The organism is Simplicispira sp. 125, from assembly GCF_003096555.1.
Classification (GTDB): Bacteria; Pseudomonadota; Gammaproteobacteria; order Burkholderiales; family Burkholderiaceae_C; genus Simplicispira.
In genome coordinates this window covers 1,893,626-1,912,213 of the sequence record NZ_QEKM01000001.1, presented here as the reverse complement: position 1 = coordinate 1,912,213, position 18,588 = coordinate 1,893,626, and the positions used below count along the sequence as shown (strand labels likewise).

The following is an 18,588-nucleotide window of genomic DNA, read 5'->3' as shown; positions in this document are numbered from 1 at the left end:
TCCTTGGTGGGGTTTACTTCAGCAGCGTGGCGGAGGTGATGGTGACGGGTGTGCTGGGCACGTTCTGGTACGGCCCCTTGTTGGTGGTGGCGACGGCCTTGATCTTGTCGACCACTTCAGTGCCCTGGATGACCTTGCCGAACACGGCGTAGCCATGGCCGTCGGGCTGGGGGGCGTTGAGCATGGCGTTGTCCTTGACGTTGATGAAGAACTGCGCGGTGGCCGAATCGGGGGCGCCGGTGCGTGCCATGGCGATGGTGTAGGTGTCGTTCTTGAGGCCGTTGCTGGCTTCCAGAGGAATAGGCGATTTGGTGGGTTTTTGCACCATGTCGGCGGTAAAGCCGCCGCCCTGGATCATGAAGCCATTGATCACGCGGTGGAAGATGGTGCCGTCGTAGTGCTTGGCGCTCACGTAGGCGAGGAAGTTCTCGACAGACTTGGGGGCCTTGGCGGGGTCGAGTTGCACCACGATGTCGCCCATCGAGGTTGCCAGCTTGACCTTGGGGGCTTCCTGCGCCATTGTGGGTGCTACTGAAAATGTAGCTGCCAGCGCAATACCAGCAAGCGCCAGGGTCGAATTTCTTCTGGAAATCATCCAATTACTCCTTCGAAAAATATTTGCCAACGGTTGCCCCTGCGGGCCCAGAACTGGCGCTTGACGGGGCCGGTGCGTGCACCGGCGGCCACTTCGCCGAACGTTACCACCATGGTGTCTGTGCTGTCGGTCCAGCGCAGGTAAGACTTGTCTTTGAGCTGGAGTTCCCGCCCGCGCAGCGCCTGCGTTTCGGCATGCAGCACGGGGGTCCACTCGCTCAGTGGCTTTCTTTTGTAGGTCTGGAAGTCGGGGGCGTAAAAATCCAGCAGGCGCGGCATGTCGCCTTCGGTCTTGGCGTTGCGCCAGGCGTCCAGCACCGCCTCGAACGACTTGCGCTCGGCCTGGATGCTGTGCGGCTGCACCCACTGAAGCTGGCGCGCAATCACCACCGGGGTTGAACGCGGCTCCACGGTGCGCAGCAAGCGCTCCAGGTCAGGGTTGGCCAGCGCCACGCAGCCATCGGTCGCCTGCGGTGCGCGCGAGAACTGGTCGGGCGGCGTGCCATGCAGCCAGATGCCGCTGCCGGTCTTGCCGCGCAACTGGTCCAGCGGGTTGGGGTAGTTCAGGGGCAGGGCGCCCGCGCCGTAGAAATCGCGCAGGGCTTTGGGGTCCAGGCGGCTGGTAATGAAGTACACGCCCAGCGGCGTGCGCTGGTCGCCTTCGACGGCTTTCTCAATGCCCAGCTTGCCCACCGAGGCGTAGTAGTCGGCCACCAGCCGCAGGCCCTTGGAGGTGTTCTCAAACAGGTAGAGGCGCGAGAGCGCTGCATCGACCGCGATGGCATGCCGGTAACTGGGCGCCAGCTGCAAAAACTGCGAGGGAATGCTGTGCTCGGGCGGCCGTATGCGCTGCGCCACCATGCGCTGGCGCGATTCGGTGCGCAGTTCTTCCAGCGCGGCCGCGCTGCCCGGTGTGCTGGCCACGGCCAGTTCGGTGGAAACATTGCCCAGGCGCTGCAAGGGGCGGCTGCGCGCCAGCAACAGGTCGCCCAGGGCCAGTTGGGCCAACTGGAAGTGGGGGTAATCGCGTACCAGGCGTTCGGCCTGTTTCAGCGCTTCGCGGTGGTGCCCTTCGCTGGTGAGCCGGAAAACCTGCAGTAGCCGCGCCTCGGCCTGCCCGTCGCGCAGGGGGGCGGGGGGCGGTGCCGTGGGTGCTGGCCGGGCAGTCCGTCGGCCTTTTCCCCGGTCGGGGCCCTGGGACAGGGCGGGGGTGGCCAGCAGCAAGGACGCTGCCAGCCAGGCCACTGCAGCCATCCGGCTGCCCGTGGACGAAGCCACAAACATACGCAGTCTCAAGATGGGTGCAGGGCCGTCCGTGTGGCGGGCGCGGCCAGGCGGGTCAAGGCGAGGAAAGGTGTCATCAGCCGCCGGTCGATTCGCGCACGATGACCCAGCGGCCCTGGTGCTGCACCAGGTCCAGCGTTTTACGGCTGGACACGTTCAGGGTATCGGCACTGTAAGCCTGCTGGAAGCGGGCCGTCGCCTTGTTGCCTTGGACGGTGACCTGGATATCCGACAGTTTCACGCTGATGCGGGATTTGCCCACGATGCGCGATTCGCGCTCTTTTTCCCAGGCGGCGCGCGTCTGGCGGCCAGGAGGATTGAACTCCTTGCCGTAGGAGGCAAGATAGGCCTTCATGTCTTTGGCTGCCCAGGCGGCCGCCCAGTTCTGGACTGCAGCGGTGACGTCCTGCACGGTGGTATCCGCAGGGGCGGGCTTGGCGGGCGCGGGTGCGGGTGCCACAGCGGGCGCCGTCGCCTCAGGGACGGGTGTGGCCGCTGGAACGGGCGCCGGGGCAGGTGGCGCGCTGGAGGCGGGTGCCACGGCGGGCGCCGCAGGTTTGGCCGTGGCCACGACGGCTGCAGGCGCTGTTGCTGGCGCTGCTGCAGGGGTGGGTGCGGTGGCCACAGGGCGCGCAGTGCTGCGTGTCTCGGCGGTGAACAGGTTGCGGATCAGGGCCAGCTTGGGGCGCACAGAACTGGCGTTGCTGCCGTCGAGCTGCAGTGCCTTGCTATAAGCCTGGCTGGCCAGCTTGGCATAGATGTCGCCCAGGTTTTCGTGGGCCGTGGCATAGCTCGGGTTGGTGCGGATCGCCATTTCCAGCGCGGCACGGGACTTGTCGAGCTGGTTCTGGTTGGCATAGAGCACGGCCAGATTGTTGTAGGGCTCGGGCAGCTCCGGGTACTCTTCCGTCAGCTTGGTGAAGGTGGCAATGGCGTCATTCTGCTTGCCTGAATCGGCCTGGGCCACGCCGCGCAGAAAGCGCAGCTGCGGGTCGCGGGGAGATTCGGCCAGGCGCTGGTCGGCCTTGGCCAGAGCTTCGGCGGCCTTGCCGGTTTTCAGCAGCTGGGCGATTTCTGCATAGTCGTTGGCATAGGCCTGGCCCACGCCCACGAGTGCCGTCAGGGCCAGCAGACGAAGGAGGCGGGGAAGGGTGCGTGTCATGGGCATGCAGTAGTGTGGGGGTGGGCAATGCCCGAACCCGGGCCGGGCTTATACTGCGGCGGATTGTAGCTGAGGGGGTTGTCATGACGGTACGCTGTTGCCACTGGTGATTTCCCATGGCGTCCCCTCCGGCGGGCGCCCAGCGGGAGGGTCGTTTGCCCTGGCGCCGCCAGATGAACGGGCCCTTCCACCCCCACCACGTTTCCCTGACCAAGATTCCATGAGTTTGCGCATCTACAACACGCTTTCGCGTGCACTGGAGGAGTTTTCCCCGCTCGAGCCCGGCCATGTGCGCATGTACGTCTGCGGCATGACGATCTACGACCTGTGCCACATCGGCCACGCCCGCATGATGATGGCGTTTGACGTGGTGCAGCGCTGGCTGCGCGCCAGCGGCTACCGCGTGACCTACGTGCGCAACATCACCGACATCGACGACAAGATCATCCGGCGCGCACTCGAGCGCGGAATCACCATCCGCCAGCTCACCGACGAGATGATTGCCGCCATGCACGCTGACATTGCCAAGCTGGGCATTGAGCCTCCCAGCGTTGAGCCGCGCGCCACCGAATACGTGCCGCAAATGCTGTCGCTGATCGATACGCTGGAGGGCAGGGGCCTGGCCTACCGCGCCGGTAACGGCGATGTGAACTACGCGGTGCGCAAGTTCCCCGGCTACGGCAAGCTCTCGGGCAAGTCGCTCGATGAGCTGCGTGCGGGCGAGCGTGTGGCGGTCGATGACGGCAAGCATGACCCGCTCGACTTCGTGCTCTGGAAGGCCGCCAAGCAGGACGAGCCGCCCGAGGCGAAATGGGACAGCGCTTTTGGCGCCGGGCGCCCCGGCTGGCACATCGAATGCTCGGCCATGAGCTGTGCCACGCTGGGCGAGACCTTCGATATCCACGGCGGCGGCGCGGACCTGCAGTTTCCGCACCACGAGAATGAAATCGCGCAAAGCGAAGGCGCCCACGGCCGACCGCTGGCGCGCTTCTGGGTACACAACGGTTTTGTGCGCGTCGATAACGAGAAGATGAGCAAGTCGCTGGGTAATTTCTTCACCATCCGTGATGTGCTCAAGGAATACGACGCCGAGACCCTGCGTTTCTTCATGGTGCGTGCGCACTACCGCAGCGCCTTGAACTACAGCGACGCCCACCTGGACGACGCGCGCCAGGCTCTCAAGCGCCTGTACACGGCGCTCAGCCTGGTGACGCCTGCCGATGTCACCGCGATCGACTGGACCGACCCCTGGGCCTCGCGCTTTCGCGCCGCCATGGACGACGACTTCGGCACGCCCGAAGCCGTGGCCGTGCTGTTTGACCTGGCGGGCGAGGTCAACCGCAGCAAATCTGCCGCCGCTGCGGGCCTGCTCAAGGCCCTGGGGCGCTGCCTGGGCTTGTTGCAAGGGGGCCCGCAAGCGTTTTTGCAGGCCGGCGCCGGTTTTGACGAGGCAGCCATTGCTGCACGAATTGCCGAACGCGCAGCCGCTAAAGCGGCCAAGAATTTTGCTGAAGCCGACCGCATCCGCAACGAATTGCTGGCCGCGGGGATCGTCCTTAAGGACGCACCCACGGGCACTACCTGGGAGGTGGCAACGTGATGCCATTTCAATTAAAAATGACCTCCATGGCAGACGGGATAAGCGGTGTCAGCTACTAAAAAGATAGCTATTGAGGCTTCTGGCCTGGCCTCGCCCGGTTACTGGGTGGATGCGCGCAAGCACCTGATGAAGAAAGACCGGGTGATGAAGCGCCTGATCCCGCAGTTGGGCGATGGCACGCTGCAGTCGCGCGGGGATGCCTTCAGCACCCTGGCGCGCTCCATCGTGGGCCAGCAGATTTCGGTCAAGGCGGCACAGACCGTGTGGGACCGCTTTGCGGCGCTGCCCCGGGCCATCACGCCGGGCGATGTGCTCAAGCTCAAGATCGACGACATGCGCGCCGCCGGCCTGTCCGTGCGCAAGGTGGAGTATCTCGTGGACCTGGCCCTGCATTTCGATGCGGGCAAGCTGCATGTGGACGGCTGGCATGGGATGGACGACGAGGCCATCATTGCTGAGCTGGTGGCGATCCGCGGCATTGGCCGCTGGACGGCGGAAATGTTCCTCATCTTCCACCTCATGCGGCCCAACGTACTGCCCCTGGATGACGTGGGGCTCATCAACGGCATCAGCAAAAACTATTTTTCGGGCGACCCGGTCAGCCGCAGCGATGCCCGCGAAGTGGCCGAGGCCTGGAAGCCCTGGTGCACCGTGGCCACTTGGTATATTTGGCGGTCACTGGACCCGCTGCCGGTGACGTATTGAAATGGAACACCCCCCTGAGGCCCTGCGGGCCTTTCCCCCGCTCTCGCATTGCAGTGCAATGCAGGCAGAACGCCGCCGCCAGTGCGGCGGGGCGGCCCTCGCCTGGGGCGCGCCAGCTTCATGGGCTGCGAGTGCCTAGCGCAATGGATATCTGAAAGACAAGAGGAGAACCATCTTGGCGAAAAAAACATTCCTGGATTTCGAAAACCCGATTGCCGAACTCGAAGGCAAAATCGAGGAACTGCGCTATGTGCAGACCGAAAGCGCGGTGGATATCTCTGATGAGATCGACCAGCTCAGCAAGAAAAGCCAGCAGCTCACCAAGGACATCTATTCCGACCTGACGCCCTGGCAGATCACGAAAATTGCGCGCCATCCTGAGCGCCCCTACACACTCGACTACGTGCGTGACCTGTTCACCGATTTTGTCGAGATGCACGGCGATCGGCATTTTTCGGACGACAAATCCATCGTCGGCGGTCTGGCCCGTTTCAACGGCCACGCCTGCATGGTGCTCGGCCACCAAAAAGGGCGCGACACCAAGGAGCGTGCGCTGCGCAACTTTGGCATGACGCGCCCCGAGGGCTACCGCAAGGCGCTGCGCCTGATGAAAACCGCCGAAAAATTCGGTCTGCCCGTGTTCACTTTTGTTGATACGCCGGGCGCGTTCCCCGGTATTGACGCCGAGGAGCGCGGCCAGTCCGAAGCCATCGGCCGCAATATTTACGAGATGGCGCAACTCGAAGTGCCCATCATCACCACCATCATCGGCGAAGGCGGCTCGGGCGGCGCGCTGGCGCTCAGCGTGGGCGACCAGTTGCTGATGCTGCAATACTCCATCTACTCGGTCATCAGTCCCGAGGGCTGCGCGTCCATCCTCTGGAAGACGAGCGACAAGGCGCAGGAGGCCGCCGAGGCCCTGGGCATCACCGCGCACCGGCTCAAGGCCCTCGGTCTGGTCGACAAAATCGTCAGCGAGCCCGTGGGTGGCGCGCACCGTGACCCCAAGCACATGTCCTCGCTGCTCAAGCGCGCCCTGGGCGATGCTTTCCGCCAGGTGTCGGACCTCAAGGTGAAAGACCTGCTCGAGCGCCGGTACGCACGCCTGCAAAGCTACGGCCGCTTTACCGACACCAAGGCCGACAGCCGCTAACCCTCGGCAATCTCGCGGCAATCCTGAGGCGGTAAAACCCTTGGCGCACGAAAGTGCATCAAGATGTACCATCGTCAGCAGGCTGCCGCAGTATGGCGGTACGGGAGGGTGCGATGGCATGGATGAAAACCCTGCGGGGCCAAATTCTTCTGATTTGTGTGGCCTTTCTGGTCGCCGGGCTTGCCGCCCTGGCTGCGGCCAACTACCTGGCGGTACGCAACCAAGCCTATGCCTCGCTGGAAGCGCAGTCCCGCGCATTGGCCCTGAGCCATACCGAAGCCTTGCGTGACTGGGCCCGCAGCAAGGCCCTGATCGTCCAGGCGTCGGCCGCGGCGCTGGATGACCCGGAGGCTGCGCGCGCCTTGAACATGCTGCAAAAGGCTGGCAGCTTTCTCACCACGTACTTTGGCTATGCCGACAAGCGCACCGTGTTCTCCGAGCCGCAGAACCTGCCGCCCGATTACGACCCCACATCCCGCCCCTGGTACAAGCAGGCGACCAGTGCGCAGGCACCCATCCTGACGGCGCCCTACCCGGATGCCGGTGGTGCCGGGCTGGTGGTCACGTTTGCTGCGGCGGCCCGCCAAGGCAGTGATGTCAAGGCGGTGCTGGCGGGCGATGTATCGCTGTCGGCCGTGGTGGCCAATGTGGCTTCGATCAAACCCACGCCGTCCAGCTATGCGTTTTTGGTGGGGAGTGATGGCAACATCATCGCCCACCCGGATGTCAAACTCGCCCTCAAACCAGCGACCGAGCTGTCTGCGCAGCTGTCGGCGTCGGCGCTGGCGCAAATGGCGCGCAGCACCGGGTTGAGTGCCATGGATCTGCAGGGCCGTGCCATGCTGCTGGCCGTGGCCCCGGTGGAGGGTACCCCTTGGATGCTGGCGATCGCGCTCGACAAAGCCGAGGCGTTGGCGGCCATCACCACCATGCTGCAGGTGTCCATCGCCACGGGCATGGTGGTGGTGTTGGCGGCGGGATTGGCGCTGGCGGCCATTTTGGCGCGCCGCCTGCGCCGCCTGACGCAGGTGCGCGATGCCATGCACGACATTGGCTCAGGTGAGGGTGACCTCGCGCGCCGGATTGATGCGCAAGGCGAGGACGAACTGGCGCAAATTGCCACCGACTTCAACAGCTTTGCCTCCAAGCTCTCGGGCGTGCTGCTGCAAATCCGCGATGCCAGCGGATCGGTGCGCGTCGCCGCCGAGGAAATCGCCTCGGGCAACCAGGACCTGAGCAGCCGCACCGAACTGACTGCGTCCAACCTGCAGCAGACCACCGCCTCCATGGAGCAGTTGACCGAAACCGTGCGCCAGAACGCCGATGCCGCGCGTCAGGCCAATCAACTCGTGGCCCAGGCGTCCAGCGTGGCGCAGCATGGTGGCAAGGTGGTGGGCGATGTGGTGAGCACCATGGAGCAGATCAATTCCGCCTCGCGCAAAATCTCCGACATCATTGGTGTCATTGACGGCATTGCGTTCCAGACCAACATCCTGGCGCTCAATGCCGCCGTCGAGGCGGCGCGGGCGGGTGAGCAGGGCCGGGGTTTTGCCGTGGTGGCCAGCGAGGTGCGCAGCCTGGCCAGCCGCAGTGCAGAAGCCGCCAAAGAGATCAAGGGCCTGATCAGCGCTTCGGTGCAAGAGGTGGCCAACGGCTCGCGGCTCGTGAACGACGCCGGCACCACCATGACCGATATCGTCACCTCGGTGCAGCGGGTGACCGACATCATGGCCGAGATCAGCGCATCCACCAGCGAGCAAAGCACCAGCATTGCCGAGGTGGGCCAGGCCGTGAACCAGCTCGACCAGATGACCCAGCAGAACGCGGCCCTGGTCGAAGAAAGCGCCGCTGCGGCCCAAAGCCTCAAGGACCAGTCCGTGCGACTGACCGAGGTGGTGGGGAGCTTTCGCCTCGCCTCCTAGCGCAACTGGGATGGGTCTGGCGCACAATGCGCCCCCATGTCTGTACTGCACGAGATTTTGCCCACCCCGGGAGTGGCCCCGTGACCCTGCGGTTCACCGAGGCCATGGCCCGCTTTACCCCGGCGCTGCCATTGGCCGTGGGGTTGAGCGGGGGAGCCGACTCGACCGCCTTGCTGTGGGCCTGCGCCGAGCGCTGGCCGGGGCAGGTGCGCGCCATCCATGTGCACCATGGGCTGCAAAGCGCCGCCGATGATTTTGAACGCCATTGCGAAACCCTGTGCGCGCGCCTGCAGGTGCCGCTGGTGGTGCAGCGTGTGGACGCTCGTCCCGTGCCAGGCCAAAGCCCTGAAGACGCAGCACGTGCAGCACGTTACAAGGCTTTTTGGGCTGCAACGCACGCCAGTCAAGCGCAACCAGCTATTCAATCAATAGCGCTGGCGCAGCATGCAGACGACCAGGTGGAAACGCTGCTACTGGCGCTCTCCCGTGGCGCAGGGGTGGCTGGGTTGGCCGCCATGCCCGACCACTGGCAGCGCCATGGCCTGGATTGGCACCGCCCCCTGCTGCGCGTGGCCGGGGCCGAACTGCGGGCCTGGCTGCAGGCACGCGGCGAGCGTTGGGTGGAAGACCCCAGCAACCAGGACGAGCGCTACACCCGCAACCGCATCCGTGCGCGCCTGCTGCCGGTGCTGGAAGCTGCTTTTCCGGCGTTCCGCGACACTTTTCCCCGCAGTGCAGGGCATGCCGCGCAGGCGAGCGAACTGTTGCTGGAAGTCGCGCAGCAAGACCTGGAAACGGTGGGCCTGCCGCCGCGCCTTTCCGCGTTGCAGGCACTGAGCCGCGTGCGCCAGGCCAACGTGTTGCGCCACTGGTTGCGCCAGGCACACCAGACCACTCCGACTGCGGCGCAACTCGGCGAGTTGCTGTCACAGATTGCTGCCTGCACCACACGCGGGCACCGTATCCACATCAAGGTGGGCCGGGGATTGGTGGTGCGTGAAGGAGTGTTGCTCCGTTGGTACAATCCCTAGGTTTTGGCCCACATCAGCACGATAACCGGCGGCGCCCCAAAACACTGTCCACCCCGCGCCGCGAGATCCGGTTTCGTCACCAAGCTATTCCATGCCATTGATCGTTCAGAAATACGGCGGCACCTCGATGGGCTCGCCCGAGCGCATCCGCAATGTTGCCAAGCGTGTGGCCAAGTGGGCACGTGCTGGCCACCAGGTCGTTGTGGTGCCCAGCGCCATGAGCGGCGAAACCAATCGCCTGCTGGCCCTGGCCAAAGAACTTGCGCCCGAGCGTGCCATGCAGGCTTACCACCGCGAACTCGACATGCTGGCCGCCACGGGTGAGCAGGCCTCGTCGGCCCTGCTGGCCATTGCCTTGCAGGCAGAGGGCATGGAGGCCGTCAGCTACGCCGGCTGGCAAGTGCCTATTCGCACCGACAGCAGCCATACCAAAGCCCGCATTGAATCCATTGACGACAAGCGCGTGCGTGCCGACCTGGACGCTGGCCGGGTGGTTATCGTCACAGGCTTTCAGGGGATTGACGACCTGGGCAACATCACCACCCTGGGCCGCGGCGGCTCAGACACGTCGGCCGTTGCCGTGGCAGCGGCCATGAAGGCGGCCGAGTGCCTGATCTTCACGGATGTTGATGGTGTGTACACGACCGACCCGCGCGTGGTTCCGGCGGCGCGCCGCCTGCACACCGTGAGTTTCGAGGAAATGCTCGAAATGGCCAGCCTGGGCAGCAAGGTGCTGCAGATCCGCTCGGTCGAATTCGCAGGCAAGTACAAGGTGCCCATGCGCGTGCTGTCGAGCTTTACGCCCTGGGATATTGACATCAACGAAGAAGCCAAATCCGGCACGCTGATCACTTTTGAGGAAGACGAAAAAATGGAACAAGCCGTCGTATCCGGCATCGCATTCAACCGCGGTGAAGCCAAAGTCTCGGTGCTCGGCGTGCCCGACACCCCCGGTATCGCCCACCGCATCCTGGGCCCCGTCGCTGATGCCAACATCGAGGTTGATGTGATCATCCAGAACATCAGCAAAGACGGCAAGGCGGACTTCAGCTTCACCATCAGCCAGGCGGACTACGCCCGCACGATGGACTTGCTGCGCGAATCCGTAGCCCCCGCAATGGGCGCACAAGAGGTGGTAGGTGACCCCAATATCTGCAAGGTCAGCATCGTCGGCATCGGCATGCGCAGCCACGTCGGCGTGGCCAGCAAGATGTTCCGCGTGTTGAGTGAAGAGGGCATCAACATCCAGATGATCTCCACATCCGAGATCAAGACCTCGGTGGTCATCGACGAAAAATACCTTGAATTGGCAGTGCGTGCACTGCACACCGCCTTCGATCTGGACAAGCCCGCAGAGTAAAAGCGCCTCTAAACTGAGGCATAATAGAAGGATTGGAAACGTGACCGAGTGGCCGAAGGTGCTCCCCTGCTAAGGGAGTATGGGGTGTAGAGCCTCATCGAGGGTTCGAATCCCTCCGTTTCCGCCAAGATAAAGCCCAAGTGATTGATTCACTTGGGCTTTTTTCTTTGGCGCTTGTCTTTTCGTTCAAACACCCGCCCCAAGTCAACCCGGTGGGATTGCCTTGATTGCAGGATGTGGGGACGCTTGGAGCATGCGACCGGGCGGAATAAGATGCCATGTCAGAAACTGGTTCGCTATTCGCCGGAAAACGATGGCTCGATGGGAGAAAGTTCGATGAACAGGCCCTGGCTCACGCAGTACCCGACGGGTGTGCCCGCCGAAATCGACATGCAGCGATTCGCGTCGCTTGTCGATATGCTTGCCGACAGCTGCAAGCGCTTTGCCCCTTTGCCTGCGTACCGGTCAATGGGCGTGACGATGAGTTTTCGTGAGCTGGACGAGGCCAGCAGTGCGTTTGCCGCCTGGCTGCAAAAATCGGCCGGGCTGCAGCGTGGTGACCGCGTTGCGCTGATGATGCCCAACCTGCTGCAGTATCCGGTGGCGCTGTTTGGCGTGTTGCGCGCCGGCATGGTGGTGGTGAACGTGAATCCGCTCTACACACCGCGCGAGCTCAAGCATCAACTGAACGATGCCGATGTGCGCGCCATCGTGGTGCTGGAGAACTTCGCGCATACGCTGCAGGAAGTGATTGGCGAAACCTCGGTGCGCACGGTGGTAACAACCGAGGTGGGCGACCTGTTGCCCACGCTGAAGCGGCTGGTGACGAACGCTGTGGTCAAGCATGTGAAGAAGATGGTGCCGACATGGCGGCTGCCCGGTTCGGTGTGCTGGCGCGACGCGCTCGCAGCCGGGCGCGCTCAGCAACTGGACGCGGTGTCCCTCGGTCACGACGATCACGCCTTCTTGCAGTACACCGGCGGAACTACGGGCGTGGCAAAGGGTGCACAGCTCAGCCACGGCAACATGGTGGCCAACGTGTTGCAGGTGAGCGCATGGATGTCGCCCAACCTACACGAGGGCCAGGAGACCCTGATCCTGCCGCTGCCCATGTACCACGTGTTTGCACTCACCGGCGCGCTTTCCTTCTTCAGCCAGGGTGCGCAGGCGGTGCTGGTCGCCAATCCGCGCGACATGCCCGATTTTCTCAAGGTGCTGGCCAGTACGCCGTTCACCGCCATCATCGGTGTCAACACCCTGTTTCGGGCCATGCTGGATGCGCCCGGTTTTGCAGCCATTGACCTGAGCCGGCTCAAGCTGGCGGTGGCTGGCGGCATGGCGGTGCAGCAGGTGGTGGCACACCGGTGGAAGGAGCGCGCTGGCGTACCGCTGGTCGAGGGCTATGGCCTGACCGAAACCTCGCCGGTGGCGATCGCCAATCCGGTCACGATCCAGGAGTGGAGTGGACAGATCGGTGTGCCCTTGCCCAGCACCGAAGCGGCCATTCTGGACGACGACGGCGGCCCGATTCCTCTGGGCGAAGTGGGTGAGATTTGCCTGCGCGGCCCGCAGGTGATGAAGGGTTACTGGAACCAGCCGCAGGAGAGCGCCAAGGTGTTCACCCCCAACGGCTGGCTGCGCACCGGTGACATGGGCATGATGGATGAACACGGCAGCATTCGCATTACCGATCGCAAGAAGGACATGATTGTGGTCTCCGGCTTCAAGGTTTTCCCCAACGAGATCGAGGACGTGCTGACGCTGCATCCTGACGTACTGGAAGCGGCGGCGATCGGGGTGAAAGATGAGCGCTCGGGGGAGGTGGTCAAGGTGGTGATCGTGCCCAGCAATCCGTCGCTGACAGAAGCCGATGTGCTGGCGCACTGCAGGCGCCATCTGACGGCTTACAAGATCCCGCGCATCGTGGAATTTCGCACCGACCCCTTGCCCAAGAGCAACATCGGCAAGATCCTGCGCCGTCAATTGCGCGATGAGGTCGCGGCGAGCCCTACAACCTCGACAGCGTCATCGTTGGGAATTTAAGTGTTTCGGCAACATCCGCTATGGGGCAAGCCGACCTCGGTACGGAGCTAACTCCTGTGCAGGGTATCGAACGCCACGATCATCAACGCCAAATATAAAAAAGCCCGCTAACCATTGTGTAGCGGGCTTTTTTGTGCCTATGAGGCTTGTAAGTGGTGGGTCCTGAGTGACTCGAACACTCGACCTACGGATTAAGAGTCCGCTGCTCTACCAACTGAGCTAAGAACCCACTTTTGAAACCGTTTCTGCGTCGCAGCAGAGAGATGAATTATGCCTTATTTTTTTAGGGCTCTGCAAGCATTGCAGCCATTTTTTGTCTGTGGGCCGCTCATTGCATGGCATTGCGGCTGGCCAGTTCTACGAACAGGCCACTGTGGTCGAGTTCGCCCAGGCCGTGTTGCACGCCGTCGGCGTAGAGGGTTTCGAACAGGGTGGTGATGGGGGCGTCGAAGCCGATTTCCTGGGCTGTGGCCAACGCATTGCGCATGTCTTTGAGCTGCACGCCCATGCGTCCGCGCGGGGCAAAGTCGCGCTCGACCATGCGCTGGCCGTGCAGTTGCAGGATGCGGCTGTCGGCGAAACCGCCGCTGATGGCCTCGCGCACTTTGGCCATGTCGGCGCCGCCCTTGGCTGCCAGCAGAAGGGCTTCGGCCACAGCGCCAATGGTGATGCCGACAATCATCTGGTTGGCCAGCTTGGCCAGTTGGCCCGCGCCGTGGGGGCCGACGTGCGTTGCGCGCCCCAGCACCGAGAAAACGCCTTGTGCACGCTGAAAGTCTGCGGCCTTGCCGCCCACCATGATGGCCAGGGTGCCGGCCTGCGCGCCCACGGTGCCGCCCGAGACAGGAGCGTCCAGGTGCGCGACGCCCATTTCGCCCAGGCGCGCGGCATGGTCGCGGGCCTCGCGCGGCTGGATGGAGGCCATATCGATGAACAGGCTGCCCTTGCGCAGAGCGGTGGCGGTACCCTGCTGGAACAGTACATCGCCCACCACAGTGCCGTTTTCCAGCAGGCTGATGGTGATGTCGGCTTGGCGAACGGCGCTGGCAGGCTGGTCGTGCACCGTGGCGCCGTGCGCGGCCAGCGGTTCTGCCTTGGCGCGCGTGCGGTTCCATACGTGAACCTCGTGACCGGCCTCGCACAGGCGCTGGGCCACGGGCAGGCCCATCATGCCAATGCCCAGGAGGGCGATGCGTGTTTGCGACGGTGGGTGCATGGCGTGTTCCGAAAACGGTGTGAAGTCCCCATCATCAGGCCCCAGGCGGGCTGCTGGCTGTCAACTGGCTTGCAGCAGTCGCACCTAAAAGTTCAAGGTGTTTTGTGCCGCAGCGTGCTACATCAGCAGATGCTCGCCTGCGTTGTCGCCGCCGAGGATCACGTAGTTGACCTTTCGGATGTCCATCAGCTTTTTGCCGCCTGAATAGCTGATGGAGCTTTGCACGTCCTGTTCCATCTCGATCAGCGTATCCGCCAGCGGCCCCTTGATGGGTTCGAGGATGCGCTTGCCTTCCACGTGCCTGTATTCGCCCTTGTTGAAGTCGCTGGCCGAGCCGTAATACTCTTTGTAGAGCGCACCATCGACTTCCACGGTCTTGCCGGGCGATTCCTCGTGGCCCGCGAAGAGCGAACCGATCATCACCATGCTGGCACCAAAACGGATGCTTTTGGCAATGTCGCCGTGACTGCGGATGCCGCCGTCGGCAATGATGGGCTTGGTGGCCACGCGCGCGCACCATTTGAGCGCACTCAGTTGCCAACCGCCCGTGCCAAAACCTGTTTTGAGCTTGGTGATGCAGACCTTGCCCGGCCCCACGCCCACCTTGGTCGCGTCGGCGCCCCAGTTTTCCAGGTCGATGATGGCCTCGGGCGTGGCCACATTGCCGGCAATCACGAAGCTGGCGGGCAGGTGCTGCTTCAGGTAGGCAATCATGTTCTTCACCCCGTCGGCATGGCCGTGGGCGATGTCGATGGTGATGTATTCGGGCGACAGGCCTGCCGCCACCAGTTGGTCCACCGTGTCGTAGTCGGGTTTTTTCACGCCCAGCGAAATGGAGGCATAGCAGCCGCGGGCGTGCATATCCTTGACGAACTGGAGGTTGTCCAGGTCAAAGCGGTGCATGACGTAAAAATAGCCGTTCTGCGCCATCCAGATGCAGATTTTTTCGTCTACCACGGTTTTCATGTTGGCGGGCACCACCGGCAGGCGAAAACGGCGCGCTCCTAGCTCCACGCTGGCGTCGCACTCCGAGCGGCTTTCGACGCGGCACTTGCGCGGCAGCAGCAGGATGTTGTCGTAGTCGAAGATTTCCATGAGATTCCAAGCTCCATCAAAGGACGCCGCAAAACAATTTTTGCGTCGGTGGGCGCTTGGCCTGGAGACCGGTTGTGTGGGCAAGACCGTCTGAGGTCATGCCGAACCCTGGTAGGGGGCACAAAAAAACCGGGCTGCAAGAAACTTGGGCCCGGTGATTGATTCTACCCGTCTGCTTGGAGGGCGGCATAACGCCGACGCTATTCCCCGCATACAGACTGGGCTGCTGCTGCCATGCGGCCCTGGGCATCCTGCACCCAGCCGACGGTGCGCAGGCGCTCGGGCTGTGCGCCCTCGGGGAAAGACATAGGGCGCAGCTCAGTCCATCGGTTTAACTTTGATTTTGATAGCTTGCTGCGCTTACCCCACGTGCCCTGGAGCATGTTTCGAACGATATTTCTAGCAACGGGAGAGCCTTCCGTGCCTGCGGGCAGGCTTTCGACCAGCAGCAGGTGAAAGCGCCATGCGGCGCCGGGCGGGCGCGCGCTGAACACCGCCGTGGCACCCAGGTAGTCGTTCACGGCAGGGCCTTGCCCCACGCGCAGGTGCAGGCCGCGCACCGGCTCAACGGGCGCCGTGTGCACGTCGGTAGCGGTGGGAACGGCTCGGCCCAGCGCCTGCAGGCGCTGCAGGGCGTCGCGCGTTGCGGCGGGCGCCAGCGGGGCATCGTCTCCCTGCGCGCTGGGAACAATCCAGTCGAGTACCAGGGCGTCGGAGCCGGGGGCGGGCGTGGCGCTGTCTTGCCAGCAGCTGGCGCAGTCGGCGCTGGTAAAGCGCTCGAACAGCGCCACAGGCTGGGCTGGGCCTGCGTTGGCGCAGAGGGGCTGCGCGGCCAGAGGCAGGCTGTGCAGTGCCAACAGGGCAGTCAGGGTGAGGGCTGTATGTTTCATGGCCTGGCGCTTTCTACAATCAAGCCATGTTCCCACAAGACCCGATTTCTGGTGCGCCTTCGGCCGCATCTCCCCTTTTGGCCCACCTGAATCCCGAGCAGTTGGCTGCGGTGACGCTGCCAGCGGGCCATGCGCTCATTCTGGCGGGCGCGGGTTCGGGCAAAACCCGCGTGCTCACCACCCGCATTGCCTGGCTGCTGAACAACGGCTATGCCACGCCGGGCGGCATCCTGGCCGTGACCTTTACCAACAAGGCTGCCAAGGAAATGGTGGCACGCCTGTCGGCCATGCTGCCGATCAACGTGCGCGGCATGTGGATAGGCACCTTCCACGGCCTGTGCAACCGCCTGCTGCGCGCACACCACCAGGCAGCCGGTTTGCCGCAGTCGTTCCAGATTCTGGACACGCAAGACCAGCTCTCGGCCGTCAAGCGCCTGTGCAAGCAGTTCAACATGGACGATGAGTGCTTTCCGCCCAAGCAGTTGCAGTACTTCATTGCGGGCTGCAAGGAAGAGGGCATGCGCCCCGGCGACGTGCCGGTGGCTGCGCACGACGTGGACGGACGCAAGAAGGTCGAGTTCTATCAGCTCTACGAAGAGCAATGCCAGCGTGAAGGTGTGGTTGATTTTGGCGAGCTGATGCTGCGCAGTTACGAGCTGCTGCGTGACAACGACCCCATCCGCGTGCACTACCAGAGGCGCTTTGCGCACATCCTGGTGGACGAATTCCAGGACACCAACAAACTGCAATACGCCTGGCTCAAGCAGTTGGCGGGCGACGAGGTCAATGGCCGCTTTGAGGCGCGCGGCAGCGTGATTGCCGTGGGCGACGATGACCAGAGCATCTATGCCTTTCGCGGCGCGCGCGTGGGCAACATGGCCGACTTTGTCCGCGAATTTGACGTGCAGCGGCAAATCAAGCTCGAACAAAACTACCGCAGCTACAGCAACATTCTGGATGCTGCCAACCAGCTCATCAGCCACAACACCGGGCGGCTGGGCAAGAACCTGCGCACCGAACAAGGCCCGGGCGAGCCGGTGCGCGTGTATGAGGCGCCCAGCGACCTGATGGAAGCGCGCTGGATGGTGGAAGAGATCCGTAACCTGGTCAAAAGCGACGGCTTTAGCCGCCAGGAAATTGCCGTGCTGTACCGCAGCAACGCGCAAAGCCGCATCATCGAATCGACCCTGTTCAACGCCGCCGTGCCGTACCGTGTGTATGGCGGTCTGCGCTTTTTCGAGCGCGCCGAAGTCAAGAGCGCACTGGCCTACCTGCGCTTGCTGGAGAACCCGCAGGACGACACCAGTTTTATGCGGGTGGTCAACTTTCCGCCGCGCGGCATCGGTGCGCGCAGCGTTGAGATATTGCAGGATGCGGCGCGCAGCGCCGGTTGCTCGCTGCACGACGCCGTGAGCGCCGTGCCCGGCAAGGCGGGGGCCAACCTGGGTGCGTTTGTCGCCATGGTCGATGTGCTGCGTGAGCAGACCCAGGGGTTGAACCTGCGCAGCATCCTCGAGCAAATGCTCAAATCCACCGGGTTGGTAGAGCACTACCGCGCCGAGAAGGAAGGTGCGGACCGCGTCGAAAACCTGGAAGAACTGGTCAACGCAGCCGAGAGCTTTGTCACCCAGGAAGGCTTTGGCCGCGACGCCGTGGCGCTGCCGCTGGACGAACACGGACTGCCACTCACCCAAAGCCCCGCCAGCCAGGGCCTGGACCCCGATGCGCCTTTGCTGGATGTGCCTTTGCCAGGCGCGGTGCCGGACATGGTCGACATCGACACGGGTGAAACCCTCTCGCCGCTCGCCGCCTTCCTGACCCACGCTGCGCTGGAGGCGGGCGACAACCAGGCCCAGGCTGGGCAGGAAGCCGTGCAACTGATGACCGTGCATGCCAGCAAGGGGCTGGAGTTTGACGCCGTGTTCATTGGCGGCATGGAAGAGGGCTTGTTCCCCCACGAAAACGCTATCAGCGACAAGGGCGGCCTGGAGGAAGAGCGTCGCCTGATGTACGTGGCCATCACCCGTGCCCGCAAGCGCCTGTACCTGAGCCACTCGCAAACGCGCATGCTGCACGGCCAGACGCGCTACAACCCGCGAAGCCGCTTTTTTGAAGAACTGCCCGAGTCCGCCCTCAAGTGGATCACGCCCAAGCAACAGGGGTTTGGCTCTTTTGCTCCTCATTCGGGAGCTGGTAGCGCTTATCCATCAAGCGCCAGAGGCTCATTTGGCTTTAAATCTGAAACCTTTGCCAGCCCACCCGTTCCAGTGCAGAAGGCAGCGCCTGCGCACGGCCTGCGCGCTGGCATGGCCGTGTTTCACAACAAATTTGGCGAAGGCAAAGTGCTGGCCATCGAGGGCACGGGCGACGACGCGCGCGCGCAGGTCAGCTTCCCGCGCCACGGCACCAAGTGGCTGGCGCTGTCGGTGGCCAAGCTGACGGTGGTGGAGTGAAGGGCCTTGGCCTGCGTCACTGCCCCTAAGGCAATGCTGATTAAGATCCACCACAGAGGGGTTTCAAACGTTATCCGCAG

General features: G+C 63.5%; 14 protein-coding genes and 2 tRNA genes. 9 read left to right on the top strand and 7 right to left on the bottom strand.

What is annotated here, in order from left to right:
- Window positions 1–13: 13 nt before the first annotated feature.
- The 3 genes from C8D04_RS08865 to C8D04_RS08855 all read right to left on the bottom strand — a co-directional run bounded on the left by C8D04_RS08865 (window position 14) and on the right by C8D04_RS08855 (window position 3,040).
- Window positions 14–595 carry a peptidylprolyl isomerase gene (locus C8D04_RS08865; RefSeq protein ID WP_116004515.1) on the bottom strand — a complete coding sequence of 194 codons (582 nt, stop codon included), beginning with the start codon at window positions 593–595 and terminating at the stop codon, window positions 14–16.
- Complete coding sequence (locus tag C8D04_RS08860) at window positions 592–1,878, bottom strand: L,D-transpeptidase family protein (protein ID WP_116004514.1); 1,287 nt, start codon at window positions 1,876–1,878, stop codon at window positions 592–594. The genes C8D04_RS08865 and C8D04_RS08860 overlap by 4 nt, the downstream gene beginning before the upstream one ends.
- 76 nt (window positions 1,879–1,954) lie before the next feature.
- Entirely contained in the window at window positions 1,955–3,040 is a 1,086-nt protein-coding gene (locus C8D04_RS08855) for a nuclear transport factor 2 family protein (protein WP_116004513.1), read from the bottom strand.
- A 220-nt stretch (window positions 3,041–3,260) separates the two neighbouring features.
- Between C8D04_RS08855 and cysS the strand changes: the two genes are divergently transcribed.
- The 8 genes from cysS (at window position 3,261) to C8D04_RS08810 (ending at window position 12,854) form a co-directional block, all read left to right on the top strand.
- Entirely contained in the window at window positions 3,261–4,640 is a 1,380-nt protein-coding gene (gene cysS / locus C8D04_RS08850; protein ID WP_116004512.1) for a cysteine--tRNA ligase, read from the top strand.
- Between the two features lie 45 nt (window positions 4,641–4,685).
- Window positions 4,686–5,345, top strand: coding sequence for a DNA-3-methyladenine glycosylase (locus C8D04_RS08845; RefSeq protein WP_116004511.1), 660 nt, complete (start codon window positions 4,686–4,688; stop codon window positions 5,343–5,345).
- A gap of 175 nt (window positions 5,346–5,520) precedes the next feature.
- Complete coding sequence (locus C8D04_RS08835; RefSeq protein WP_116004510.1) at window positions 5,521–6,498, top strand: acetyl-CoA carboxylase carboxyltransferase subunit alpha; 978 nt, start codon at window positions 5,521–5,523, stop codon at window positions 6,496–6,498.
- Window positions 6,499–6,611: 113 nt separating this feature from the next.
- On the top strand, window positions 6,612–8,420 hold the full coding sequence (locus tag C8D04_RS08830) for a methyl-accepting chemotaxis protein (RefSeq protein ID WP_116004509.1): 1,809 nt from the start codon (window positions 6,612–6,614) through the stop codon (window positions 8,418–8,420).
- A gap of 104 nt (window positions 8,421–8,524) precedes the next feature.
- Window positions 8,525–9,451: a tRNA lysidine(34) synthetase TilS gene (tilS, locus tag C8D04_RS08825; RefSeq protein ID WP_233521245.1), complete on the top strand. Its 927-nt coding sequence runs from the start codon at window positions 8,525–8,527 to the stop codon at window positions 9,449–9,451.
- Window positions 9,452–9,542: 91 nt separating this feature from the next.
- The gene (locus tag C8D04_RS08820; RefSeq protein WP_116004507.1) at window positions 9,543–10,811 is read left to right on the top strand and encodes an aspartate kinase; all 1,269 of its coding nucleotides are present in this window, start codon (window positions 9,543–9,545) and stop codon (window positions 10,809–10,811) included.
- Window positions 10,812–10,845: 34 nt separating this feature from the next.
- Window positions 10,846–10,938, top strand: a tRNA-Ser gene (locus C8D04_RS08815).
- Window positions 10,939–11,147: 209 nt separating this feature from the next.
- Entirely contained in the window at window positions 11,148–12,854 is a 1,707-nt protein-coding gene (locus C8D04_RS08810; RefSeq protein ID WP_116004506.1) for an AMP-binding protein, read from the top strand.
- Between the two features lie 153 nt (window positions 12,855–13,007).
- Here the strand turns inward: C8D04_RS08810 and C8D04_RS08805 are convergent.
- From C8D04_RS08805 to C8D04_RS08790, 4 genes are all read right to left on the bottom strand, one after another.
- A tRNA-Lys gene (locus C8D04_RS08805) sits at window positions 13,008–13,083 on the bottom strand.
- A 99-nt stretch (window positions 13,084–13,182) separates the two neighbouring features.
- Window positions 13,183–14,070 carry an NAD(P)-dependent oxidoreductase gene (locus C8D04_RS08800; RefSeq protein ID WP_116004505.1) on the bottom strand — a complete coding sequence of 296 codons (888 nt, stop codon included), beginning with the start codon at window positions 14,068–14,070 and terminating at the stop codon, window positions 13,183–13,185.
- A gap of 117 nt (window positions 14,071–14,187) precedes the next feature.
- Entirely contained in the window at window positions 14,188–15,165 is a 978-nt protein-coding gene (locus C8D04_RS08795; protein ID WP_116004504.1) for a GMP reductase, read from the bottom strand.
- A 200-nt stretch (window positions 15,166–15,365) separates the two neighbouring features.
- A complete protein-coding gene (locus tag C8D04_RS08790; RefSeq protein WP_116004503.1) occupies window positions 15,366–16,055 on the bottom strand; it encodes a hypothetical protein in 690 nt (229 codons plus the stop codon).
- 26 nt (window positions 16,056–16,081) lie between these two features.
- On the opposite strand from C8D04_RS08790, the gene C8D04_RS08785 reads away from it, so the two are divergent.
- Window positions 16,082–18,508 carry a UvrD-helicase domain-containing protein gene (locus C8D04_RS08785; protein WP_116004502.1) on the top strand — a complete coding sequence of 809 codons (2,427 nt, stop codon included), beginning with the start codon at window positions 16,082–16,084 and terminating at the stop codon, window positions 18,506–18,508.
- Window positions 18,509–18,588 lie beyond the last annotated feature (80 nt).

Bases quoted from the DNA above. Each gene is read 5' to 3' on its own strand.
- C8D04_RS08865 (WP_116004515.1), bottom strand. From the start codon at position 595: ATGATTTCCAGAAGAAATTCGACCCTGGCGCTTGCTGGTATTGCGCTG.
- C8D04_RS08860 (WP_116004514.1), bottom strand. From the start codon at position 1,878: ATGTTTGTGGCTTCGTCCACGGGCAGCCGGATGGCTGCAGTGGCCTGG.
- C8D04_RS08855 (WP_116004513.1), bottom strand. From the start codon at position 3,040: ATGACACGCACCCTTCCCCGCCTCCTTCGTCTGCTGGCCCTGACGGCA.
- cysS (WP_116004512.1), top strand. From the start codon at position 3,261: ATGAGTTTGCGCATCTACAACACGCTTTCGCGTGCACTGGAGGAGTTT.
- C8D04_RS08830 (WP_116004509.1), top strand. From the start codon at position 6,612: ATGGCATGGATGAAAACCCTGCGGGGCCAAATTCTTCTGATTTGTGTG.
- tilS (WP_233521245.1), top strand. From the start codon at position 8,525: ATGGCCCGCTTTACCCCGGCGCTGCCATTGGCCGTGGGGTTGAGCGGG.
- C8D04_RS08820 (WP_116004507.1), top strand. From the start codon at position 9,543: ATGCCATTGATCGTTCAGAAATACGGCGGCACCTCGATGGGCTCGCCC.
- C8D04_RS08810 (WP_116004506.1), top strand. From the start codon at position 11,148: ATGAACAGGCCCTGGCTCACGCAGTACCCGACGGGTGTGCCCGCCGAA.
- C8D04_RS08800 (WP_116004505.1), bottom strand. From the start codon at position 14,070: ATGCACCCACCGTCGCAAACACGCATCGCCCTCCTGGGCATTGGCATG.
- C8D04_RS08795 (WP_116004504.1), bottom strand. From the start codon at position 15,165: ATGGAAATCTTCGACTACGACAACATCCTGCTGCTGCCGCGCAAGTGC.
- C8D04_RS08790 (WP_116004503.1), bottom strand. From the start codon at position 16,055: ATGAAACATACAGCCCTCACCCTGACTGCCCTGTTGGCACTGCACAGC.
- C8D04_RS08785 (WP_116004502.1), top strand. From the start codon at position 16,082: ATGTTCCCACAAGACCCGATTTCTGGTGCGCCTTCGGCCGCATCTCCC.